Here is a 22296-nt window from a genome sequence, read left to right on the forward strand (position 1 = left end):
TTTTCATTTAAGGGCTTTAGCGTTCCGCATAATGTCATCAACCAGATTTTTATCCTGGTTGATAAAACTGCTGAACGGGTTGCCCGATTTGGAATGGAGTTGGTTGTTAAAATTGGTAATGGCAGTTAGTAATCCGCGTGAAGCACCGTCTATACGCCGTAATTCACTGACTACATAACTGAAAAGCATTTTGCGGTCACTGGCCTTCATTTGGTTTACGTCGCCAATACTTAAAATCAGCCCGGCGCAATATTCCGTTAAAAGGGTTGCCTGATCAGCAAGGTCAGTTTCAGAATTAACGGCCAGCAGGATCAAAATGGGATTGCCCTCGCATTGCGCTACAATCAGTTTTTGCTGACTGACAATTTCATTAACGAGCGGCATGGCTTCAAGCCCGATCTCACCCGCATCAATCACCAGGCCGAGCGTATGAAAGCGGCTTTGGATATTACGGTAGGTCGTTTTCAGGGTGGTCATTTGTGATTTGTTCACGTCCTCATTCGCTGTTACCGTTGCCTGGTTTGTTCGTGCGGTTGTTTGGCGGTCGTGTTCTGACTGGCTTTCGGTAACCAGCTGGTCAAGTAGTTCAACATTGGTTTGGGCGTAACCCATTTTTACCAGCAGCAACAGACCGAGGCTTAAATAAACCAGCTTTTTCATTGCTTCAGGGTTTTGGAGTTTTGAATAATGTTATCGCCAATCTGCCGGTCAATATTGATAAAGCCGGAGTATGGATTCAGCGATTTCAGGATACCGCGCATTTTGGCATAATACATTGTTCGGTACATGCCGTAGGCCACACCTCTTATAATAGATAATTCGCTGACAATGCGGTTCAGCAGCTTGGCCCTTTCACCGCTATCCATTAAATTGCTCTGTCCACCCTGTAATATGAAGGTGCTTACCTCAGCTGATAGCGCTGTAGCCCTGGTTTTAAATTCAGTTGCACCCTGCTGGGCAAACAGCAATAACACCGGATCACTTTGCGCAAGGGTAGCCGCTTTATTGACGTCGGTTACAATATCACTGCTGATCTCGGCAATATCTTTAATAGCCAAAAGGTTTGACATGATAGAGGATACCTGACTTAACCCTTTATAAATATCCTTTTGTAAGGAATTAACAGCGGTTAACTGGCCTGTAACGGCAAGCTGGCCGGTTTGGATTAGCGTTAGTTTGTTATTAGTAGTATTCAACTGCCCATTGATGATGCCCGAATGCACAGCCATTGCCGCTGCCGTGGTTGGGTCGACGTAGACTGCCTGGGCTGAAACTTTCGCGGCGCTAATTGCCGCAAGGATGATTACGAAAAATAAAGATTTCATAGTTTTGAGTTTAATGGTTAAGCCGCATTTTGAGATAGCGGCCCATGCTTATTCACTTGTTTCACAAAAGCTTCCAGCTTTAGACCTGATGTTTGCAGGTCATTTACAAAGGCGGTTAATGCTGCGGGATAATCATGGAAAAGAGCTACGTATTTTTCTACAGCACTTTTCTCCGGCTTTTCTGTTGTGTATGTCAGATACTGAAAGATGGATACCTCTACGCCATAAACCTCGCCTGTATTTCCCCTGCGGATATAAACCTCTTTGAATTTTCCCCGGCCATCCTTGTTATCCAGTTGGTTGATGGTGAAGATTTTCTTTTGCTCGGTTTCAGAAAGGGATAAAAGCTTGGCAATTTCCTGGTAGTTATCCTTGAACCGTGATTGGTCAAGCAACATGATGGTATCTGAATTACTTAAAATACTATCCTTTACGACCGCGTTCCCTAAAATGTCACCGAGTTCCTGGGTAACCACAATTGCTTCGCCCCAAAACTTGCGAACAGTCTTGTACAAGTACAATAAATAACCTGCCATTAAGGGTGATGCAATCGCTTTCCATGCTTCTTCCACGATCAGGCACTTGCGGTGATCAGAACGGTATCGCATTTTCTGGATGAACACATCCATAATAATGAGCGTGACAATAGGGAATAAAATGCGGTTTTCTTTAATCGAATCTATTTCGAACACTATGAACCGCTCGGTAAACAATGATTCGTCTGCTGCTTCATTCAGAATGCTTTGGAATTCGCCGCCGAGGAAAAACTTTTTTAATACATAACGAAATTCGTCCACATCAAAGGGTATACGTTCTTCCTGCTTGATCTGTGGTATTTTTTTAAGAGCGAATTCATAAAATGTGTTAAAGCAAAATGGGTAATCTTCTTCTTCAAAAGCATAATTATAGTAAGCACTGATCACGTTGGAGATTACATCCCTTTCCACTGCGGTGACAATACCTTCGGCTCCTTTCCAAAGCAAACTGACCAGTGTAACCAAAAAGTCCTTTTTCTCGATATTGTATTCCGCTTCCGTGATCTGGAAGGGATTCATTGTGATAGGCTTTTTGTCAGTATAAGTAATGTATTTGCCGTTGTAATAACTGCAAAGTCCGGAATAAGAATGTCCGGTGTCTACGATTACCACATCCATGTTATACAGGAGGTATTGCTCAGTCAGGGAATTGATGAAGTAAGATTTACCCGAGCCGCTGGGGCCTAAACAAAATCGGTTTCTTGCGCTGATCCTGTTTTGCCGCATTGGCAGATCTGAGGGGTCAATTGCTACCGGAATGCCCTGCCGGTCAGTGAACCTTATCAAAAAGTCGGACGGGTCATCGGTCAGCAGGGCTTCCTTGAAAAAAAAGCAAAGGGCTGCATCAGAGGTGGTCAGGAACCAGTCGTATTTCTGTAATTCGACCGCGTTGCCCGGTAATACAGAGCGGTAAAGTTCCATTTGGTTATAGGCGTTTTTGGAGGGGATAATTCCTTGCTGGAACAGGGCGGCCTCTATATAATTGGCTGCCCGGCTTATCCGGTCATCCTGGGCGCAGACCATAATATTAAAATGTGCATTGACCAGTAACTGGTTATCCCTGGCTACATCGGCCAATAACTGATCGATGTCTTCAACGCATAAATTATTCGCCGGATCGGGTACACCGGAATGACGTTTGCGTTTCAGTTCGAGTTTATTCAGCGTTACCCTTTGCTGCGGAATTTCCAGCACCTGGTTAAAGATGATGCAGTCATAACCAGGCACCGTATGCAGGAAACTAAAATTATCTACCGGCAGCGTACTTTTGGTTTGGCCTTCCTGCTTTTCGGTATAGGTAGCAACTTGCTCAGGCAAATCTATCAGGTCGGTATCGATCAGGCTGATGCTGCGGATCGTGCGGCCACCCATTTTGAGTTCCTGGTCAAGCGAAAGTAAGTTATCCAGGGTGATCAGGTCACTGGAAAACGACATACCCAATATCCGTTTGACATATTGCTGAATGTCTTTTTCTTCTAACAGGGTTGGCTGCAGGCCAGCGCCGGACAACAGGTCGTGTGTTTTAAGCACCGACTGTTTGAATTCATTAAGTGCTTTTAGATCGAAAACATAAAAAGCATTGCGTTTAATCTGCCGGGTAATGACGAGGTAAGTATAAATAGCTGTGTATTCCCTTCCCTCAAAGTGCTGGTGATATTTCTCCTGCAAAAATTCGGCAGCGGGTTTCCCTTTGTATTGTTTCCGGCAAAAAACATCCTGCTTTTGGATGATATGACCTTCGCCTAATATTTTAACGAGATTAAGCAGCAGGCTATGATAACTGTTGTAGCCGTCCGGGTCAGCAGCATATTGCAGTACCGGATTGTGAATTTTAAAAATAACCGAGTAATCGCCGCGCAAGCCGTATAACAAGCTTAACCCGTTATGTTGGTCTATACCCGCATACGGCAGTTCAAAGGAGTTTTTCTGATGGGATGCCATGGGATTGAAAATTGACGGGGTGAACAAAAACGCCCTTATGGCGTGACTTGGAGTGTAGGCCGCCTTTCTGTTTCTGGAAAGTGTAAAACAGTCCGCCAGTAATGGTGATGATGGTAACAGCACCGCCTAAATACATGCTTGTTAGTGCGCCGGTTATGCCTCCTGAAACCAGTCCGATAACCAGCGAACTGATTCCCCAGGCAATGAATTTGCCTTTAAAGCCTCGATAAATAAGGGGCTTTTGAAGCCCCTTATAAATTGCGTACTTGCGCATCATACCCCGAAAAAGGCCTTGATGACTACAGAAACCAAAACCAGGAAAAGGCAGGAACCTCCCCAGCCCATGATCTCCTTGTTGATGTCCTGATCCCCTGAGTTCCACTTGATGTAAACCCGGACGCCGCCGATAATACCGACCACGGCACCGATGGCAAGGCAAAGTGTCGAAACGGGGTCTACATAACTGGTAAGGGAGGAAGTGGCGGCATTAATGCCTGTTGTACCGCCTCCGGTTTGCGCGAATGCGCCTTGTGCCGCCAAAGTTACGGACGCAGCTACTGCTAACAGTTTCTTGTTTTTTACTGTCATAAAACTTAAAAAATAAAAGGGTGAATAAAAAAATGATGGATTGTTAAATCCCGTAAAGGGCTTTGATGAAGATGCCTGCGAGTATCAGGAACAGGCAGGAACCGAACCAGCCGATAACCTGGGCATCAATCGGGTGATGGTGCCGGTGGCCTCTAATCTGCCAGTTGGTGTAGACCCGCAAACCGCCGATGATACCAGTTAGCGCGCCGATAACCAGCACGAGATCGGACAGGCTGAAATACACGCTGTGCATTTGCTGTGTAGCCTGATTAAAATCATCTATGCCGGGCGGGTCCTGGGCGAAAGCCGGGAAATTAAAGGCAAAAAAAAAGACGGCGAGGGCCGTCTTTAAAATCAATGATTGGTGTTTCATCTCAATAGGGTATAGATTTGGTGTATTGCAGCAAGCCTGCCTGAGCAACCCGCATCAGCCCTTTTAAAGTGACCGCGCCGGTTGATTCCAATACCGGGGATGGATAAGCCTGTGCCGGTTCCTGTGCTGGAGAATCCTGCCCTGATGCGGGTGCTGCGTTTACCGCCTGTTCCGGCCCGTCATCGTAAATAATGATCTCCGGTTGTGCGTCTTCGGAAAAAAACAGGACTTCCTGATCCGATTCTTCGCCGGGCGGTTTCTTTTTCAGGTACAGGTCAGCTAAAATGTTTATGGCGTAGTAGCCCAGATAAATGCCGGTAAGCAATAGTATAAAATGATTCCAGTTCATAATTCAATGGTTTGCAGGGATGCTTTGATGTAATTAATTAATTCGGGCCGTTCTTTAAAAAAGGCTTCGATGCTGTAGGCGATCAGCTTGTTCATATCGATGCCTTTCATGACTTTAAGTTGCTTGAGCATAAATACAGTGCGGCTATCCAGCCGGATCAGCAGTTTCTCGTTTCCGGTCAGTTCATACGCAAGCAGGTCAGCCAATAAGGATTCCAGTTCAGGGGGTGGTTGTTCGGGGGGCGGTTTACCCGCCTTCTTTTTACTGGCTTTTTTACTGATGCTGTCATTCGCGGGAGCTGTGATTTCCGGTTCACCATTTTCAGTTTCGCTTGTCTGCTGACGCATTTTTTCCCTAAGCTCATCTGCCAGAGATCGTATCGCTGTCATTTGGCCTCCTATTTAAACAGGTATTGTTCATAAAGCAATTTGAGTGTAGGTAAGATGACCGGATAAAGGATAAGCGGGGTTTGAAACGTACTTACCCGCTGAAAGTCGATGCGGTCAGGAATGGCAGGAATGATGACACCGAATTCGCGGATCACCTTTTCAACTTCAGTCTGTGTTTCATATTTGACCGTTTGTTTGATACGGTTTGGAATGAAGATTAACGGTGCCCTGTTATTGATCTGCCGGACGACCATGGCAAATAAAAGCGTAGAATCCACGGTAAATTCATCATAGGCAAAAGGACAAAGGACAATATCAGCTGCCCCTAATGCCGGTATCAGGCCATCGTCATCCATTTTGCCCGGCATATCCAGAATGGCAATATCCTGCTTGTTGTTAAGGATAACATGGAGTAAATCGGGAAATTGGCTCAGGTCGACTGGTACTACTTCGTAAAGGGGTTCATTCTCGAGTATTTTAGCTTTTTCCGCTTTGGCCGCAATGGATTGCTGGTAATCCATATCAAGGATAGTCACTTTATGCTGATGTACCGTAGTGAGGTAATTCGCCAGCAGCAGGGTAAGCGTACTTTTTCCCGCTCCGCCCTTTTGGTTGCCGATAAGTATGATCATAATGAAGTTTAAATGATTTTTAAGGTGTTGTTAGTTTTGAAAAGCAATGGACAGATGGCCGCGTTTTTTTACCTGGTATTGGTTCTTGATTTGCGTTTTCTTCGCCGGTTGCGGCCATTGATCTGTTCGTCATCAATATCATCCGCAATGTCAATACGTAAGGGAGGCACATAAACGCCGGTAGGGTCATATCCGGTAAATCCGCTTTGGTAAGTTCCGGCATCGTCGAAAGCCACATATTCGTCAGGTGCATCCATCAAAATTTGCGTTGTGTCGAAATCCCCGGATTCCGGAAATAGAGGCATTGCAATTACATCCGGTACAGGTGACTTAGTGTTCTGTGTCTGCGACGGTTTGATAAATTCGGCCAAAGGCATCAGGTCGCTTCCCTTGTAAACTGTCTTTTTTGAATGGTCTATTACTGTATAGCCATAAGGCGGCTTAGTGCCTTTTGCATGAAAAAAGATTTGCAGGCCAAAGTCGTTTTGCAGCATATCCGTTAGTTTGGAATGATAGCCAGTTGTTTTCCCCTCAGCACCACCTGCCAGTTTACTTTTTTCAGGATAAAGATCAGGATCATATTCGGGGCGGTATTTTTCGACAATCGCCCGCAACTGCTGCAAGCGCTCTTTATTTTGCTGGTAACCTGCGATACGCCTGTCAACCTTTTCGACAGGCAAACTGTCCTGTATTTTGCCAAATTTGGAAATTTGAAATTGTCCGTCATTCAGCGTTAAAGTGTAACCCTTTACTTCGAGCAGCATCATTAATTGCGCCCTTGAACTGAAATGGTAACCTAACGCCTGGTTTATATCTTTTACTACCTGCGCTGATTCATTAAGTCCCATTACCCGGTTCAAAACCTGATAACCTTTGATATGCTCGTAACTATCTTTCACCTTTTTGCCGTCCTTTCCGACCCGGGTTGAAACGATATGTACGTGGTTGTTTTTGGTGTCCTTATGGAAAACTATTAAATAAGGATGGCTGCCATAACCCATTCCTGTCAACCATTTTTCGGCAATATCCGTAAGTTCCTGTTTGCTGTGATCCTGGCCTTTTGTAGATAGGGCGACGTGCAATTGCGGATAAACGATACGTTTGCTTTGCCGGGTAACGGCTTCGAGGTAATTGACATAATCTTCCGGTCGTGGGTTGGACAGGCCTTCCAGCGCATGGAAGTTACCGACCTTCATGAGTTCCCCTTTATCCAGAAGCATTTTAGCAAAGCTGTAGCCAACGCCCTTAAATGTCGTAGCTGGTCTTAAAAATTTGACGATCATTTCAGCCTTTGATTAAGCGGATAATTTGCCCCAGCGTTTTTTCAGTATCGCCTCTAATGCGGATATAATCCTGGAAGAGTTTATTAAATTCAATGACTACGCTTTCGGTTAACAGCCCGTGATTATGCAGGACATTGGCATGCCGGGCAAGCTGATTGATATTATTTCCGCTTCGGCCCATTTCACCACCGAGCTGGTCAAGCTGTTTTAACAAGGTGCTGCTGTTAACCAGAACCTTTTGAGATTGGTGCAAAACCCTTGTCCGGATGAGTTCCATGCGGTTAATCCCTAAAGTTTTTTCTATAATCAGCAACTGGTTAAATTCATCTTCAGTCAGTTTGGCTTTAATGATCTTCGTTCGTTTGCCGGTCAGCTTTTCCGGTCTTCCTGGTTTATTTGGGGATTTTGCCATTTGGTTAAATGAGCTTGCTGTTAAGAGGAAAACCAAGTTGCGCAGGTATTCCCATCCCATGCCGCCTTGCGGCAATGGGCAAGTAAGTTTTTGGGGTACCCAAAAACACAACTTGCCGATGGGAAAACAAACCGGCGGCGGTATATACAGCTAAGTGTATATGCAACTAAGTTTATGTTCAGGAAATAAAAAAGCCCTGTAAATAGGGCCGGGTTAACTCATAAAATTTGAGGCCGATTTAATCGCTTGAGTTGTATTTAGAATCCCGCTTTACCCGGCGAAAGAGGCAACAGAAAAAATCAAGCTTTAAAATAATTGCGAATTGGCTTAGGCTTGCAAAAAGAAAACAAAATCGGGAATCAATCCAGCTATTGGTCTTCCAATGACCTGAGCTTTGCATAGGTAACGCTGTACTTTTCCTTGACTTCAGCAATCTGCTTGCGATATTTTTCACATCTAATCTTGTATTTATGTGAACCATGAATGTAACCCATATTCCAGCCTTTTTCATAAGAGGATGTTTCATAAAACTCTGTAGGGTCAAAGGGGAATGGACATCCCGTATAATATTTCAGAAAACTAAAATATAAGTACCGGCCTGAAAAATAGCTAATGGTAAGGACAATGATCTTTGTCCATGTGATTGTAATTTCCATACGTTGAATAATTATATAAATAAATGGTTATTTAGAAAGCTGTATATGTACCTATACTCATATTTCACTATCTGATTAGTCAGATATACCTATAGTTAATTAGCTGCCTATGGGTATAGATGATTAGTTGATTAGCCAAATAGTTTTATGTTTAAATAAGCAGATAGCTGATTATTTGAATAAATACCTAAACAGTTATTCCTATAGCGGTATAAACGACTAAGCGTTTATGTAACTAATTGCCTATCCAAATAGATGAATAGCGGGATATTAGTATATATGGCTATACGGGAGTTACCGGCGAATACCAGCTTTAAAACGGTTGTCGTTGCTGGCGACCGGAAGACGGTACAGGTTGTCCAGTTCAGAAACCAGTCTTTGATTGTAATCCTTAAAACCGGTATAAGAAGATGCGCCGTTTTGTGTCAGCGGATAGGCTTTTTGAAAAGTTCTGCTTGCATCTTCCCCAGCTTCATCGTTATCAAAAAAGATAGTTCTATTATTGAAGTTGGCAGTCCGTTTGATGGCTGCCTCGATAAATGTTACTCCGTTCAATAATATCACTGTTTCGCCATCGTCTTGTTGTTCAAACTTCCAGCTGAGGTAATCTGTCATTCCCTCAAACAATGCGACACGATCCGAGTCACCTGAAATAATGGTTAATCCCTTGGGGCCGAGGCATCCTTTAAAATATGGATTGCTGACCTCCCAGCCACCATTTTCGTTTTTCCAGCCTGCGGAAAAAAAGTGCTTTCGGAGTTTTTTCTCATCCTCGATGTAGTAATAAACTTCCTTCAAATGCTGATGTGCAACCGGCCATATACCTCTGGTTTGCAAATATGTTGTAATTGCCGGGTTGTTTCCGAGTTCCTTGATCTCCAAAATCTTATAATTTGGAATTTTAGTTGCTTTTCGTGGCCTTATATGTTCCCGGCTGACTGTCTGCATTATGCCAGGCTCTATATTGCATACCTCGTTAATCTTCTCTAAAACATCCTTAAAGCCAAGTGGATACCAATAAGCCAAAGCAAGATCGATAACATTTCCTCCCTTGATCCCGGAGGAATTCGCGCCACCCCAGTCGTACCAAACGCCGAGTTTATCGTCCACACAAAAAGATGGTGTGCTTTCTTCCCGAAGCATGCTTAAGTAAAATAACTCTTTCCCGGATTTATAAGCCGGATAATAGCCCAGCCGCGATAAAAAATCAACAGGAGACACCTGTTCTTTAATTTCCTGGGCATTGTAGTTAATTAATGTATTCATCTGATTTTCAATTTTAATATTGCCTATACTTTACAGGAAGCGTAGGAGTTCAATGGAATTGACGATGGCTTCGACTTCCATTCGATCAATACGCCAGCCGGCAGAGTTGCCACCGTCTTTGCGGATCGTGATTAAACCTGTTAGCGCCCAATTTTCAATATTGGCGCGACCGTATTTGCGAAATGCTTCCGATTTCTTTAAATACGGTTTTAATTTTCCGGCTTTGGTTAAGGCCTGTATTGCGCCCATTTCAGCAGCTTTTTGGACGATTAGTTTAAGATGGTGAGGCGAAATTTGAATATCCATTTTGTTGTTTTGAATGAATTTTTGTTCCAATAAAAAAGGGGCTTACGCCCCTTTAAAAACCTTTAGTATATATATATACTTAGGTTTTTCTATTTTCGAGATTACTCACGTCATATCCTACGATACGGGCCGTCGCCTGCCCAGGCGTTTTCACTTTTGATACGATCTCCGCTTCGCCTGATTCCCTGTGTTTAACAGGGTAATGCTTCATCTCTATATGTCAAACAACGTCCAGTTGCCAATGCTTTTGGCAGTTGATCACCGCTCTGCCACAGGCAGATAAGTGCCCCGATTGCTGGTTGCTGCAATAGCTTCCAGTTTGTTTCGGTCGATACCTGAAGAGGAAATGAAGATTTGGCCTTTGAGAGGTTTGAATAACCCCTCGGCAATCCAGCGGTCAACCTGGCTACGGCCATATAGGCGATAGGCTTCAGATTTACTGACCCGCTCTTTTTGAATAGTTGAATCGGAAAGAACTTTGGCAGTTCCGTCGTTAACAGCTTCAAGTAAAATACGGGCCAGTCGTGCTGGTTCTGTTGTCATCCCATTGGTAATCATGGATGCAAATCAAACGGGATTTGGGAGGGTCAAAAAGTTCAACTTTTTCTTGTACCCGAATTGTACCCCTTGTACCCAATTGATAATCAGATAAATACAAAATTAAAAAAAATAAAGTTTTTCGCCAGGGGCAAAAAAAAAGCCCCTGGATCAGGGGCTTTTTTTCATAGATAGTTGGTTACCTATCAATAGTGTTTAATTTTATCAATCAATTTCTCCAAAATTGCAACTGCGATGTCTTTATCGCTTTGTTCAATTTGATAAGTACTTTTTCGCATGCTGTTCCAAGAGATTTTTGTTTTTTTCTCTGTTGCCAAAAATGGAACGATTCGCCGGAATATTATACTGATAGAACTTGCTATTATGAGTTTTGCATCGTCAGCTGCGCGAAATATGATTGCAAGTTGATCTACACTTAAACGGCAAATTAATTTAGGTGTATTTTCATTACCAGCATTTTCTAAAGGAGGGGTAATTTCGTCTTTTAAATAAATACCATACCTCAACTTAAATGCACTCTCAATATCTTGCAGATATTGCAGCAAATTTTCGCCGGTGTAGATTATAGGATGGTCAGATGGATAAGCTTCTAAATTGGCCAGCGCTTGCCGCTGAAGAAAACATAGCGCCTGATAATATTGAATTACTATTGCTTTTACCTTTTTTGAAGAAAAAACATAAAAAGTATTAGCTTTTAACATTTTTAAAACTTCCCCTAATTCGCTGTTAAATTTATTTTCAATAAACTTCAACTGTTGGGACTCGATGGCTGACAGATTTGTCTTACTCGGATTTAATGTTACTTCTATTATTTCATCCAGCCATGCATATGGATAACCTTTTGTTTCTATAGTACGCATATAAACATTACACAAATAATTACCAATCAGTTAATTAAAATAGTCTGCGTGAAAATATTGTCTAAATTGCCCTCACAAAAATCATTGAAACTAACGTAAGAGAGGCAGACTTTGATCGGAAAAGCGCGGGCAAGGACAGGTTTTGTAACTGAGGCACTGGTATACCCAAAAAGTCAGAACAAGCCAAGCCCGCGCTTTTACGGGCATCCACTTGCTTTTCGACTTTTTTAAAAATTACCAGTTTTCAGTTAGCGATGAGCGTCGTGTATGGGGAATTCGGTTAAATGTGTATGTTAACTATCGCAATTTCGTAAAGTATTAAGTTGCTGTAAAGTTAATATTTTACTCTCTACAGTTTTAAAAAACAGTTCATTGATCGTCGAATCGTTAGAATTTCCTGACATTGTAATTTGCTTTTTCATTTCTTTGACATTCATGTTTGTGTTAAAGATTAATTAATAAGCAAAAATCTAACGCCCGATTTTATTTAAAAATAGGGATTTTAACCTAAATTTTAAAATAGGGAATTATACCTATACATATAATTGCGTTTTCAATCAAATAATTTATGAATAAGTGCCATACGGCTATTTACTTCGGTTTTGTCGTAAATATTTTGGACGTGATTGCCTACCGTCTTTGATGATATAAATAGTTTAGCAGCTATTTCATTGTATGTTAATCCTTTTCGGAACAATATCGCTATCTCTATTTCCCGCTTTGTTAACTTGTAATGGGTGCTATTGATCTCAAAATTACCAGGTGTAAAACTTAGGTTTTTTGCCAAAAGCTCTAACTGTTCTATTCGTGCTTTCCTAATAGACTGAGCCAAGAAAATTATCGTAATAAATACTATTCCTGTATTAGTACATAGAACTTCAATTAGTTGACTTGCCTCAACAACACCAAAAAATGTAAGTGCCGCCCAGGGACTGACTGCAAGATACATAGCTACCTCTTCCAAATACTCTTTTTTATTTCTGTTAGCATGATACTTGGCCCTAATGCTTCGAAACATAACATAAAGTAAGACCACAGCATAGAGAAAAGGAACAATCATACCGTACTTTAAGTCGGCATCTAAATTTCCATTTATTGCATAAACGATGACAAAGAAAATAAAATAGGGCAATATCAAAAACAACGGCACGCCGTAGTACGCATGCCATCTAAGTTTTGGTAACTCCATTACTTTATAAAAAAATAATGGAAAAAATGATGCCATAAAAAAGCCGCTCCCGTAGGCAATCATCATCTGAATTGAAATTGATAATGACATTGTGCCGTCTGGGAAAAGCCCACCAGTAATGTTATAAAAAAGTAATAATACCAGTAATAGCAAGTAGTAGTTTCTATGTTTGTCTTGAGGTCGGTAACAAAATCTGGCCAATTGAAAAATTAGCATGCAAAACTCCAATACGACGAATACAAAAGTCACTATATGCATTTCTGTTCCAAAAACCAGCATAGTGATGTTCAGTCGCTCCTAACGACGTAAAAAATATAACGTATATGTTAAATCAAGTTTGTTATAAATCTGAAAGCCTAACTTTTCATACCAAGGTAGATTTTCCAAAGTAGAAGTTTCAAGATATATCGGCAGATTTTTCGCTTCAGATTGTTGAATAACCTCCTGCAATAATTTTGTACCTAAACCATGGTGTTGATTATCAGGATCTACACCGATAAACCATAAATAGGTCATGTCAATCTTAGGCTGTATTTTTTTTATTGCCGATTCCCGGCCCAAAGCTGTATTAATCCTGGACAATCCAATTGTAGAGATTACTAGCTTTATATCAAGCCATATAGCTCTAATATTAAACTTCTTTTTTTGCGGATATAATATAAGTGCGCATGCACCTTTATCGTTCGATAAATACACTTGGCCGAATAGAAGGCAGACATCAAATGAATATTCCATTAATGCCATTATCTCCTTTATATTATTTTCATGCTGCACAATGAAATTCACACTTTTATTGTTGACAAAAGCTTTTGTCAACAAATCAACTACTATGTTTCCATCCTCATTTGTTGCTATAACCATAATATTTATATTAATTATTAGACATAATTTAAAATTGTAGGGCTGTTCCCTTACTTTAATTATTAATTAATTAAAAAAAGTAAAAAATAGCCCATTTATAACCCTAAATGGATTATTTAAGAGTTTATTATTGCCTATAACGAAAATAAATGATATAGAATTACAGTAAGAGTTACTGATTTACTTTTCTATGACTGAAAAATAATAGATTTTATAAAGTATTTTTAGGGGAACGTTTCGGAGTCTCGACGTTTTCATCCTTGAGTTCGACGTATTGTTGAAAGTCTTCTATAAAACTCCTGGTAAATTTCGCAGCGTCTGAATTACCGGCTAATGGATCATCTTCACCTAAATCGGCGTTATTCCCGTATATAGCTTTTTTTAATTCCATTCTTTGAAGCTGATCGTTAAGTTTAGGCCGTACTTTTTCGATTAAGCTATAATCTGGAGTCCCATTATTTTGAAGATCAGAAAAATCTTTATACGGGTATAAATTGATATTACAGATTTTCATCATTACGCCTGCTAATTGCTCAGCTGATGCTGATGAAGCATCGTTTTCACGGCCCTTGGCTTCCATTTCTAACATCATCGCCAAAAACATTTCTGGTGAGCCATTCCAGGTTCTTTTGCGAGAGAATATCATCTTTAATATTTTAAAAAACATAATTTGTTAGTTAAAATAAACTTGTGAATACTTTTTTTTAAAAGGAAATTGAAATTCCGATTAGTTGTTTTTTTTAATGATGTCTTTTAAAAGTTCATTTTTGTCTTGTTCGCTCTTTAAAAGACGTTCATAAAGCTTTTTGTTTTCCTCAATAACTTCAACCCATTTTTCTATTGGATTAAAATTATATTGATAATTAGCACCCTTATTATGGGAATTTTCATAATTGTTCTGAATGTTAAAGATGGCTTTCTCCTCGTCAAAGTTTTTAATTGCTTCAACCGGTACTTTTAAAATCTCGGCTACTTGATTTAATATTTCGTCGTCGATAACTTCCTTTGATTCCATAAGAGATATCCTTTTTTGACTCCATTCCTCGCCAAGAGCTATGGCCAATGCCTCTTGTTTAAGTCCCAGCATTTCACGGAAACGTTTCACGTTGCTGCCCTGATGTATATTCTTTGGTTTATCGGTAGTGTTCATATGCAAGTATATAGGGTTAGGTCAAAATTAATAAAAATAATAACAAGCATGGTTCAATCCAATGTAGAAATAATATCCGGTAAATTATGATTGCTGTGGGTATTATTTAGACAGTTAATGAATAGTTTAGCATCGCTTTCTAGGCGATATTTGTGCCACCTGTAAATAATTACTGGTTTTTTTAGGATTAAATGAAAGTTTTAAAATCTTATTCATGAGAAAATCGGCCTAAGAACCTTGAAGATGGGGAAATACAGTATCCATTTACAGTACTGTGTAATTATTACGAAGAATGGTCGAATCAATATGAAGATGATTTAGAGTCATGGGAATACTCAGTAATAGCTTATGACTGTTTTAGAGAAGGTGCTTTGGGGTCAGGGGAAGATTTATTATATATGTACAATGCGGTTTTAAAACTGAGCGAGGCATTATTTGTGATAAACGACTTAATTGAGATCGGACATCTTTTTCCAAAAATCAGTGCTGAACATGTCGCTTTGGAAAAACGTAAATCTCGTTGGTTCCCAAAAAATCTTACCAAGAAAGAACGATTGAAGCCATATAATGCAATAAAAAAGGTCTTCCAAAACATCGAATTGCAAAGAATAAGGGATTACTTGTGGGAATTCTTACGATATGGCTTATCGCGGGGCTCTTGCGACGATATGTTCGATTTTGAACAGGTGAATATTGTTTTTAAGCAAATTGACAAATTGGTGTCTATAGCCTATTTGCTTGCTAATCGAGATTATTTGAATCTAACGGAAGATAAGGTTTAATTTCAATGTATTAATATCACTTTCAGGAAGCCAAGGAATTAAGGGCGGTGATTGTAGGCATTCATCCTGGTTCCAAATCCTACCTTACAACGGCCTGAAAAACTCTTATAACTCTACATAAATGATAACGACAAGTAGTATATGGATTGAAAGCCAGATAGGCCGTGGCGAAAGCCCGGCCTATTTTATTAGTGATGTTTTTCCTTTTATTTCGGAGATCCGCATTGTATGGTCGGTTAATTCAGTTAATAAAATATGGTGCTGCTGAGCATACGATAGAAAACCACAGAATAGTTTAGCATTTTTTTGTTCTCGAGATTTGTACTGTCGGCCAATGAAGACCGGCTTAAAGCAATTGACAATGTATTGCGGTAAATATGCTCCATGGGAACACTACCCTAAAAATCTTCGTTTTTCTGAGGTACAATATCCGTTAACGGTTGTAAGGCATTTTTTCGATCTCGATTGGCCCAAAGGACATTTTGAACAACTTAAAACATGGAGATATTACGTGGTTAATTATGAAAGTTTTAATCACGAAAGATTCGGACCGGGTAAAGTATTCGATACTTACGAAGCTACACTGAAACTGCTTGAAGCACTGCATTTATTATATCACGAAAAGCAGGATAATAACCGGGCGATTGTAACCAGCAAAAAACAAGTAAACGAAGAAAAACAGTTATGGTACTGGTTTCCCGAAAATCTGTCAGCAGAGGAGATAACGAATCCTTACTTAGCAATAAAGCGGGTTTTTAAAGAAATTAAGCCGCAGCAATTCAGAGATTATTTGAATGAATGGATACATTTTGCACTGTCCACTTATGCCGTTGATGAGAGTATGACTGCGAATGAACTACTGCTCGTTTACAAATCTGTCAAAAAACTTTATTCCGCCGCGTGGATTATCCGGCAACGCGAAAGCAACAAACCCACATTGAAGAAAGGGCCAGTTGAAGAAAGAAACATACGTGAGCGTGAGTTAATCGACATGACAGTATATAAAAAAAGTGACGAGGCAATTTCCAGAATAGAACAAACAACGGCGGAAAAGCTGGCCTTGAATGAGGTAGCTGATACAATAATTAAAGCAGATCCATCCGTTAAGGCTGTTATTCATATAAACAGCTTTAAGAACCCTGACACATTTATGCTTTACCTTTTGTTTGATGATTATGCAAACCCAATTAACGAAGAACTTAGTAAAGCGATAGAAAAAGTTGTTGAACCCCTAATTCGTATTCTCACTGTAATTGAAAGTGAAACAATTTTACAAGCAAAAAACGACGACAACAGAGCCTTTTTAAGATATGTATTGGCTAAAGGGATTATTGTTTATGAAGGTGAAGGTGTCAATTTGAAAGAACATTCATCTGTAAAGATTAAGCAAAATGATGAAGAAGGCACACCTTATCATGAACAAAAATTAGCAGAGTCAAAAATGGCTTATGATAAAATCGATAATGAAATCGAGGCGGAGAATTTATACGAGGCTGTCAGGTTAATAGTCCGTTCATTAACTGCAATACTTCAGGCGTTGTTATTCTACAAGACAGGATACAAAACGGGAAATCCAGATATTGATCGCTTATCCTGGTTAACCCAACTTTTTACAAATGAAATTGAAAGGCGCTTTGATCACCTGGCTAACGTCGAACCTGAACTGTATGAGCTGTTAATAAGTACCCAACCAGATTATACGGGAGCGCCACCTGATACGAATCTCGGGGAGGTTCTTAAGCTAAAAATTGAACTGGTCAACCAACGTATGATCGTTCGCAGCCTCATGGCGGCCGGTAATACAACAAACGAAAGATTGGAAAAAAGTAAATGATTGTGAAGATGAATTCCAGGCAAATCAAACTCACTGAGATACAGCATAAAGAATTGCAGGAGATAGCTAAAGCACTAACTCATCAATATAAAATTGAAAAGATCATTTGCTTTGCTGCCATAAACAGATTAAGCAACGAGAACACCGTTTTTGCTGCTACTAAAGTTGTTTCTACAAGTAACTACTACTTACTAATAATGACAACCGAAATTACCCGTATAGAGCACGCGATGCAGGATTATATTGGCAAGTTATTCCCAGGCACATTTGTGATTGCACATGGACTTGAGACAGTGATGAATCTGGTTCATAATTACGATACCTTCTTTTTGAATGCCTGGTTGAATGGGGCTCTGATCTATACAGCTGATGGCTTTGCAATGATACCTGAGTTTGAATTAGAAAAGTCAGAAAAGGCATTTTTAAAGGACAGAGAAGCATTTGACCGGATTTACAATCTTGCATCTGGCTTTTTAGAAAGTGCATTTATCTGCTACGAGAACGATTTTCATAACAATGTTACATTCCTGCTTCATCAATCCGTAGAACAGGCGTGCCGCGCTTTAATCAGGCTATTTACAGGCTATCGCTCGGACATTCACAACCTTGACCGCTTGCTCCAGTTCTGCAATTGCTTTTCGGAGGAGCCAGCTCGGCTATTCAGACGACATTTTAAAAATGAACAGCGGTTGTTCAGGATACTAACTTCAGCTTATTCAGAAGCAAGATATAAGGATAACTATCAAATAGTAGACATAGACGCTGACCAGCTATGTACACAGGTAAAAGCTTTCCTTGATCTGGTAGCAGAACTTGCTAAAAAAGAACCGCACAGGGGCACCGCTAGGAACACAGAGGAAGCACAAGCAGCGGCCGTGGATTATTCCCCGGCGCTGCCAGCCTCCCTGTGAGATTAGCAACCTATTAAATACTATAAATGACAGCCAGGGGCCGATAAAATTTTTCGGCTCCCTGTCAATCTACATAGCCTCATATTATAACAATTATCAAAACAGAATACGTATTGTGGCGAAACAGCACCATGGGAAAATCAACCTAAAAATTTAAGAATAAGCAAATTTCTTAATCCCTTACAGGTTGTAATAGAGTTTTTTAGTACAGGGTTGCCCAAAGAACAACTAAAAAAACTCGAAGAATGGCGGTCATTTGTGGTGGTGGAGGATTTTTATAACGAATTACAACTTGGACCTGGAAGGTTGTTATTGACTTATGACTTACAATTGTGGCTTATGGAAGCTTCGTATATTTTATTATTGAAGTATAAGGATAGTAACTCAGTGTCAAAACGAGTATCAACAGAACAGCTGAAAGCTGAAGTTATGAACTGGTTATATTTCACGGCAGATTTTCCGGACGACGAATTAGCGAACCCCTATATAGCACTTGACAGATGCTTTATTGAATATCCAACTCAAGCATATCGCGATAATTTACACGCCTGGTTACATGTTGCGCTTTCTAACCATACCGATTTCGAAACTTTGGTACCTGGCGAGATTATTAACTTTTGGGAAAATATGCGGCGCGTTTGTAACGCTGCTTGGTTGATAAGGCAACGGGAGGATATTCATCATGCCGATTGAGAACTACCCATAATCCTTTCTATAACGTTATGAATGGAGAAAACAAATGCAGCAAAATGGCAGACGGTTCGGGTTCTCAGGCCGTCTCGCCTTGCTGCAAAACATGATAGATTTTTGTCTTATCAATTTAATTAGCATCTTTGAGTTAAAACAGAGTCATCCTGACTCTATTGTGATAAGGTTTAGGTTTAAAGTCCCGGCGGCAAGCGCTTAGGGACTTTTATTTTAACCTATCTTTTTCCCATTTTTTTGACAAAATAAATAAGGAACAAAATCCAGACTCCAAAGCCTACTATAAATGATGGTAATTTATTTTGCGCTGATAGGGCAGACAAAAATGCTCCTGTTCCAACAATACAGGTAAGGCATAATAAAATGAATGTTCTCATAATCGCTAATATTATGCGCTTACAAGGCGCATGGTTTTACGGTGTTCTATCGGGTCACTTAATTCCTTATTTTTAGTTTTTTGAGGCTTGGATGGTTTCGGTTTATTCAATCCTCTGAAAAACTTCATTACAGCTGCCTGTACTTTATCAACGATACTCCAGTCTTTTTCGATATAAATGTCCGTGATTTTGTGATCACCGCCTACATGGTTTAAGGCTTCAGCAATACTATCTTTATCCATTTGGCATTTATTTCTTGCAATGGTTGCAAAGGTATGCCGCGCCCAATAAAAGGTAATATCTGGAACGCCGGTAATCGTACGCAATTGTTGCATTCCCTTGCTCAAAGTGGATATTCTGCGAGGCTTGACCAAGCGATTCCGTGCGCTTTGAAGCATCGAGTTGCGTAGGCGACCAGGAAAAGTCATAAGTGAAAATCAATAAATTAATATGGTCAAAGTGTTACGGAATCAACTGTTGGCTATTCCGTAACAGGGTTGTCAATGGCCACGGAATGTCCACTCAAATAGGCAATCGCTTTATTTATCCTACCTTAATTCAAGATAGCCCCGGACTGTCGGGGGCTATAATTTCATATTAATTACCACCGTTTATCAGGCGCAAAAAGCCTAAAATTTCAGCGCGGCCCTGCCGGGCATTAAGGTTCTAAAATCAATTATAGTACGCCAGGTTCCATTATTTATTGGCTTGTTAACTCTTAGTGTAACTAGAACACTAAATGACATGACATAAATGTGCTTCAGCCAATAAGTCAGTAAAAATATATAATAATACGAGTGGTATAAGTATTGTAAGTTGATTATCAAATATTTAACTTATGGGAACAAAGCTACTTAGATATAAAGTTATAAATTTCAGATCCATTGAAGAAAGTGATTGGATTAAAGCAGGGGATAATACTTGTTTGGTAGGCACTAATGAAGCTGGAAAAACAAATTTGCTTATTGCTTTATGGAAATTACGTCCTGCAAATAATGAACCTATAGTTCCTTTATCAGATTACCCTAGACATCTTTACAGTAATTTTAAAGCCGGAAATCACGAAAAAGACGTATTTATAGAGGCTGATTTCGAACTTGATGAAACTGTTAGTAGTAAAGTTGCCATTGATAGTGGTTGCGACATTGAGCAAGTCCGCACTGTGTTGGTAAAAAGGGCATTCGACGGCCTGTACTATATATCCTTACCCTATTCCAAAATACAATCTTACAACGAGTCCCGGGTTAAAACATTAATAGATGGTTTTAAAGTTAAACTTAGTAATTCTGAGGCCTTTACCAAAGAGCCAGAACTTTTACAAACTAAAATCACAGAAGCGCTAAATTTCTTATTGCCAAATAATGATTCAGGAATCTTGAATTTAATTGAGTTAACGGCAATAAAAGAGAAAATAAATGGCCTGGTTGGAGAATTTGGTAAAAAGCAAAATTTGCCTGAATTATTTAATACACATTTACTGAAGCCGATCTTGAAGATTATTAATTCATTTAATGGCCAGGCAATCGTTACTACTGAAGAAACACGGAAATATATATTAACAAAACTTCCAAAGTTTGTTTACTACTCAGATTACGGAAACCTTGATAGCGAAATTTATCTACCTCGTGTTATTGAGGATATGGAACGTACCGACCTTACCGAATCAGCTCGCGCAAAAGCCAGAACATTAGATGTATTATTTCAATATGTGAACCTTTCTGCTCAGGAGATTTATGATCTTGGAAACGACCGTAAAACTATCATTAAAAAACATGACGCCTACGACAGAGAGATAAGTTCAGTCGAGCAAAATTTGTCAGCTGAAGAAGTTACCGACTGGGCGGAAAAGAAAAAAGAACGTGGTGTCTTGTTAAGATCAGCCGCTGGCGAACTGACAAAAAGTTTTAAAAAATGGTGGCAGCAGGGTAACTATATTTTTTCTTTTGAAGCCGATGGTAGTCATTTTAGAATAAACGTGGCCGATGAGTTAAGGCCGGAACCGATAGAATTGGAAGGTAGAAGCCGAGGTCTGCAATGGTTTTTTAGTTTCTTTTTGGTGTTTCTTGTAGAAACTAAACAGGAACATACGAACGCAATTCTTTTATTAGATGAACCAGGGTTGTCACTTCATCCGTTAGCACAATATGATTTAGCAACGTTTTTTAAAAGACTTTCCGAGGATAATCAATTAATCTATACGTCACATTCACCATTTTTGGTTGACATGGATAACTTGGCGAATGTGATGGCTGTTTATGTTGATAAAAGTACGGGGCGTACAAAGGTATCTGCCAACTTACGTTACAACGAAAGTGATTCTGAAAAATCAATCTATCCAATTCACGCAGCATTAGGTTTGACAGTTTCCGATACTTTGCTGCTTGGTTGTCTTGCTGTACTTGTTGAAGGTCCGAGTGATCAGATTTATTTGAGTATGATAAAGAGGTACTTGGTGGGTAGAGGTAAGTTTTTAAATAGTAAGGAGGTCGTCTTTATTCCAACAGGTGGCGTCAAGGGGATGGCAGCAGTAACAAAACTAGTATCGTCTAGGGATAATGTGTTACCTTTTGTATTGCTGGATTCTGATAAAGTAGGTAAAGACTATGCAAAGCAATTAAAAACGTCAACATATAAGGATCAGCCAGATAAAATATTGGAGGTTGCCACATTTTTAGATGAAAAATCATTTGAAATTGAAGATTTAATGCCCGTTCAGCAACTCATTGATATCATTGACCGAAAATACCGTTCGGATAATTATTTTAATGATAGTTATGTAAAAGATGAGCCCATAGTTGATCAAATTGAACTTTGGGCTGGCAAGAATAATATTGAACTGGAAAAGGGCTGGAAAGTAGAATTAGCGAAAAGCGTAATTAAGCAATTCGATCGCGTTATGGGCGGGGTGTCGTAGGAATTAGAAGCAAAGTGGGTCGCCCTATATGAAACATTTTCAAAAAAATAAATTATCGAATAAATGAAAACTATAAATATCCGAACAGACGCGGCTTAA

The 22296-nt window shown here is 39.9% G+C and carries 27 protein-coding genes; 6 read left to right on the forward strand and 21 right to left on the reverse strand.

The genetic code is table 11. The features are described 5' to 3' along the window. Positions 1–3 precede the first annotated feature (3 nt). From ACQY4U_RS15480 to ACQY4U_RS15575, 20 genes are all read right to left on the reverse strand, one after another. Positions 4–660 (reverse strand): hypothetical protein, encoded by a 657-nt coding sequence (locus tag ACQY4U_RS15480; protein ID WP_428330349.1) that lies wholly within the window; start codon positions 658–660, stop codon positions 4–6. Then, positions 657–1325, reverse strand: coding sequence for a hypothetical protein (locus tag ACQY4U_RS15485; protein WP_428330350.1), 669 nt, complete (start codon positions 1323–1325; stop codon positions 657–659). Before ACQY4U_RS15485 ends, ACQY4U_RS15480 begins: the two co-directional genes overlap by 4 nt. A 17-nt stretch (positions 1326–1342) precedes the next feature. After that, positions 1343–3802, reverse strand: coding sequence for a TraG family conjugative transposon ATPase (locus tag ACQY4U_RS15490; RefSeq protein WP_428330351.1), 2460 nt, complete (start codon positions 3800–3802; stop codon positions 1343–1345). Continuing rightward, positions 3774–4079: a DUF4133 domain-containing protein gene (locus ACQY4U_RS15495; protein WP_428330352.1), complete on the reverse strand. Its 306-nt coding sequence runs from the start codon at positions 4077–4079 to the stop codon at positions 3774–3776. Before ACQY4U_RS15495 ends, ACQY4U_RS15490 begins: the two co-directional genes overlap by 29 nt. Next, positions 4076–4390, reverse strand: coding sequence for a DUF4134 domain-containing protein (locus tag ACQY4U_RS15500; protein WP_158993902.1), 315 nt, complete (start codon positions 4388–4390; stop codon positions 4076–4078). Before ACQY4U_RS15500 ends, ACQY4U_RS15495 begins: the two co-directional genes overlap by 4 nt. A 43-nt stretch (positions 4391–4433) precedes the next feature. Then, entirely contained in the window at positions 4434–4763 is a 330-nt protein-coding gene (locus ACQY4U_RS15505) for a DUF4134 family protein (protein ID WP_428330353.1), read from the reverse strand. A 1-nt stretch (position 4764) separates the two neighbouring features. Beyond that, a complete protein-coding gene (locus ACQY4U_RS15510) occupies positions 4765–5112 on the reverse strand; it encodes a hypothetical protein (RefSeq protein WP_428330354.1) in 348 nt (115 codons plus the stop codon). After that, positions 5109–5501, reverse strand: coding sequence for a hypothetical protein (locus ACQY4U_RS15515; protein WP_428330355.1), 393 nt, complete (start codon positions 5499–5501; stop codon positions 5109–5111). Before ACQY4U_RS15515 ends, ACQY4U_RS15510 begins: the two co-directional genes overlap by 4 nt. Positions 5502–5509: 8 nt before the next feature. Further along, positions 5510–6133, reverse strand: coding sequence for a ParA family protein (locus ACQY4U_RS15520; protein WP_428330356.1), 624 nt, complete (start codon positions 6131–6133; stop codon positions 5510–5512). 68 nt (positions 6134–6201) lie between these two features. Continuing rightward, the gene (locus ACQY4U_RS15525) at positions 6202–7416 is read right to left on the reverse strand and encodes a relaxase/mobilization nuclease domain-containing protein (RefSeq protein WP_428330357.1); all 1215 of its coding nucleotides are present in this window, start codon (positions 7414–7416) and stop codon (positions 6202–6204) included. 1 nt (position 7417) lies between these two features. Beyond that, the gene (locus ACQY4U_RS15530; RefSeq protein ID WP_428330358.1) at positions 7418–7828 is read right to left on the reverse strand and encodes a plasmid mobilization protein; all 411 of its coding nucleotides are present in this window, start codon (positions 7826–7828) and stop codon (positions 7418–7420) included. Between the two features lie 368 nt (positions 7829–8196). Continuing rightward, positions 8197–8484 (reverse strand): hypothetical protein, encoded by a 288-nt coding sequence (locus ACQY4U_RS15535; RefSeq protein ID WP_428330359.1) that lies wholly within the window; start codon positions 8482–8484, stop codon positions 8197–8199. A gap of 294 nt (positions 8485–8778) precedes the next feature. Next, complete coding sequence (locus tag ACQY4U_RS15540) at positions 8779–9750, reverse strand: toprim domain-containing protein (RefSeq protein ID WP_428330360.1); 972 nt, start codon at positions 9748–9750, stop codon at positions 8779–8781. A gap of 30 nt (positions 9751–9780) precedes the next feature. Further along, the gene (locus tag ACQY4U_RS15545) at positions 9781–10086 is read right to left on the reverse strand and encodes a hypothetical protein (RefSeq protein WP_428330361.1); all 306 of its coding nucleotides are present in this window, start codon (positions 10084–10086) and stop codon (positions 9781–9783) included. 228 nt (positions 10087–10314) lie between these two features. Further along, on the reverse strand, positions 10315–10599 hold the full coding sequence (locus tag ACQY4U_RS15550) for a hypothetical protein (RefSeq protein WP_428330362.1): 285 nt from the start codon (positions 10597–10599) through the stop codon (positions 10315–10317). Between the two features lie 200 nt (positions 10600–10799). Beyond that, positions 10800–11474: a hypothetical protein gene (locus tag ACQY4U_RS15555; protein WP_428330363.1), complete on the reverse strand. Its 675-nt coding sequence runs from the start codon at positions 11472–11474 to the stop codon at positions 10800–10802. A gap of 553 nt (positions 11475–12027) precedes the next feature. After that, positions 12028–12816 (reverse strand): helix-turn-helix transcriptional regulator, encoded by a 789-nt coding sequence (locus ACQY4U_RS15560; protein ID WP_428330364.1) that lies wholly within the window; start codon positions 12814–12816, stop codon positions 12028–12030. Between the two features lie 144 nt (positions 12817–12960). Then, entirely contained in the window at positions 12961–13524 is a 564-nt protein-coding gene (locus tag ACQY4U_RS15565) for a GNAT family N-acetyltransferase (RefSeq protein ID WP_428330365.1), read from the reverse strand. Between the two features lie 211 nt (positions 13525–13735). Continuing rightward, positions 13736–14191, reverse strand: a complete 456-nt coding sequence (locus tag ACQY4U_RS15570; protein WP_428330366.1) for a hypothetical protein — start codon at positions 14189–14191, stop codon at positions 13736–13738. Between the two features lie 60 nt (positions 14192–14251). Then, complete coding sequence (locus ACQY4U_RS15575; protein WP_428330367.1) at positions 14252–14674, reverse strand: helix-turn-helix transcriptional regulator; 423 nt, start codon at positions 14672–14674, stop codon at positions 14252–14254. 398 nt (positions 14675–15072) lie between these two features. Between ACQY4U_RS15575 and ACQY4U_RS15580 the strand changes: the two genes are divergently transcribed. From ACQY4U_RS15580 to ACQY4U_RS15600, 5 genes are all read left to right on the forward strand, one after another. Beyond that, positions 15073–15456, forward strand: coding sequence for a hypothetical protein (locus tag ACQY4U_RS15580; RefSeq protein ID WP_428330368.1), 384 nt, complete (start codon positions 15073–15075; stop codon positions 15454–15456). Positions 15457–15577: 121 nt separating this feature from the next. Then, positions 15578–15724 carry a hypothetical protein gene (locus ACQY4U_RS15585; RefSeq protein WP_428330369.1) on the forward strand — a complete coding sequence of 49 codons (147 nt, stop codon included), beginning with the start codon at positions 15578–15580 and terminating at the stop codon, positions 15722–15724. A gap of 66 nt (positions 15725–15790) precedes the next feature. Next, positions 15791–17290 carry a hypothetical protein gene (locus ACQY4U_RS15590; protein ID WP_428330370.1) on the forward strand — a complete coding sequence of 500 codons (1500 nt, stop codon included), beginning with the start codon at positions 15791–15793 and terminating at the stop codon, positions 17288–17290. A gap of 8 nt (positions 17291–17298) precedes the next feature. Next, on the forward strand, positions 17299–18201 hold the full coding sequence (locus tag ACQY4U_RS15595) for a HEPN domain-containing protein (RefSeq protein WP_428330371.1): 903 nt from the start codon (positions 17299–17301) through the stop codon (positions 18199–18201). Between the two features lie 213 nt (positions 18202–18414). Then, on the forward strand, positions 18415–18894 hold the full coding sequence (locus ACQY4U_RS15600) for a hypothetical protein (RefSeq protein ID WP_428330372.1): 480 nt from the start codon (positions 18415–18417) through the stop codon (positions 18892–18894). A gap of 400 nt (positions 18895–19294) precedes the next feature. Here the strand turns inward: ACQY4U_RS15600 and ACQY4U_RS15605 are convergent, their stop codons facing one another. Continuing rightward, positions 19295–19525: a hypothetical protein gene (locus tag ACQY4U_RS15605; RefSeq protein ID WP_428330373.1), complete on the reverse strand. Its 231-nt coding sequence runs from the start codon at positions 19523–19525 to the stop codon at positions 19295–19297. A gap of 596 nt (positions 19526–20121) precedes the next feature. Between ACQY4U_RS15605 and ACQY4U_RS15610 the strand changes: the two genes are divergently transcribed. Next, positions 20122–22197 carry an AAA family ATPase gene (locus ACQY4U_RS15610; RefSeq protein WP_428330374.1) on the forward strand — a complete coding sequence of 692 codons (2076 nt, stop codon included), beginning with the start codon at positions 20122–20124 and terminating at the stop codon, positions 22195–22197. Positions 22198–22296: the final 99 nt, after the last annotated feature.

Origin of the sequence: Mucilaginibacter sp., assembly GCF_965277465.1 — a bacterium.
GTDB lineage: Bacteria > Bacteroidota > Bacteroidia > Sphingobacteriales > Sphingobacteriaceae > Mucilaginibacter.

Bases quoted from the DNA above. Each gene is read 5' to 3' on its own strand.
- ACQY4U_RS15595 (WP_428330371.1), top strand. From the start codon at position 17,299: ATGAATTCCAGGCAAATCAAACTCACTGAGATACAGCATAAAGAATTG.
- ACQY4U_RS15500 (WP_158993902.1), bottom strand. From the start codon at position 4,390: ATGACAGTAAAAAACAAGAAACTGTTAGCAGTAGCTGCGTCCGTAACT.
- ACQY4U_RS15530 (WP_428330358.1), bottom strand. From the start codon at position 7,828: ATGGCAAAATCCCCAAATAAACCAGGAAGACCGGAAAAGCTGACCGGC.
- ACQY4U_RS15580 (WP_428330368.1), top strand. From the start codon at position 15,073: ATGTACAATGCGGTTTTAAAACTGAGCGAGGCATTATTTGTGATAAAC.
- ACQY4U_RS15505 (WP_428330353.1), bottom strand. From the start codon at position 4,763: ATGAAACACCAATCATTGATTTTAAAGACGGCCCTCGCCGTCTTTTTT.
- ACQY4U_RS15515 (WP_428330355.1), bottom strand. From the start codon at position 5,501: ATGACAGCGATACGATCTCTGGCAGATGAGCTTAGGGAAAAAATGCGT.
- ACQY4U_RS15575 (WP_428330367.1), bottom strand. From the start codon at position 14,674: ATGAACACTACCGATAAACCAAAGAATATACATCAGGGCAGCAACGTG.
- ACQY4U_RS15610 (WP_428330374.1), top strand. From the start codon at position 20,122: ATGGGAACAAAGCTACTTAGATATAAAGTTATAAATTTCAGATCCATT.
- ACQY4U_RS15590 (WP_428330370.1), top strand. From the start codon at position 15,791: ATGAAGACCGGCTTAAAGCAATTGACAATGTATTGCGGTAAATATGCT.
- ACQY4U_RS15550 (WP_428330362.1), bottom strand. From the start codon at position 10,599: ATGACAACAGAACCAGCACGACTGGCCCGTATTTTACTTGAAGCTGTT.
- ACQY4U_RS15555 (WP_428330363.1), bottom strand. From the start codon at position 11,474: ATGCGTACTATAGAAACAAAAGGTTATCCATATGCATGGCTGGATGAA.
- ACQY4U_RS15585 (WP_428330369.1), top strand. From the start codon at position 15,578: ATGATAACGACAAGTAGTATATGGATTGAAAGCCAGATAGGCCGTGGC.
- ACQY4U_RS15605 (WP_428330373.1), bottom strand. From the start codon at position 19,525: ATGGATAAAGATAGTATTGCTGAAGCCTTAAACCATGTAGGCGGTGAT.
- ACQY4U_RS15565 (WP_428330365.1), bottom strand. From the start codon at position 13,524: ATGGTTATAGCAACAAATGAGGATGGAAACATAGTAGTTGATTTGTTG.
- ACQY4U_RS15520 (WP_428330356.1), bottom strand. From the start codon at position 6,133: ATGATCATACTTATCGGCAACCAAAAGGGCGGAGCGGGAAAAAGTACG.
- ACQY4U_RS15485 (WP_428330350.1), bottom strand. From the start codon at position 1,325: ATGAAATCTTTATTTTTCGTAATCATCCTTGCGGCAATTAGCGCCGCG.
- ACQY4U_RS15490 (WP_428330351.1), bottom strand. From the start codon at position 3,802: ATGGCATCCCATCAGAAAAACTCCTTTGAACTGCCGTATGCGGGTATA.
- ACQY4U_RS15495 (WP_428330352.1), bottom strand. From the start codon at position 4,079: ATGATGCGCAAGTACGCAATTTATAAGGGGCTTCAAAAGCCCCTTATT.
- ACQY4U_RS15540 (WP_428330360.1), bottom strand. From the start codon at position 9,750: ATGAATACATTAATTAACTACAATGCCCAGGAAATTAAAGAACAGGTG.
- ACQY4U_RS15525 (WP_428330357.1), bottom strand. From the start codon at position 7,416: ATGATCGTCAAATTTTTAAGACCAGCTACGACATTTAAGGGCGTTGGC.
- ACQY4U_RS15535 (WP_428330359.1), bottom strand. From the start codon at position 8,484: ATGGAAATTACAATCACATGGACAAAGATCATTGTCCTTACCATTAGC.
- ACQY4U_RS15480 (WP_428330349.1), bottom strand. From the start codon at position 660: ATGAAAAAGCTGGTTTATTTAAGCCTCGGTCTGTTGCTGCTGGTAAAA.
- ACQY4U_RS15570 (WP_428330366.1), bottom strand. From the start codon at position 14,191: ATGTTTTTTAAAATATTAAAGATGATATTCTCTCGCAAAAGAACCTGG.
- ACQY4U_RS15510 (WP_428330354.1), bottom strand. From the start codon at position 5,112: ATGAACTGGAATCATTTTATACTATTGCTTACCGGCATTTATCTGGGC.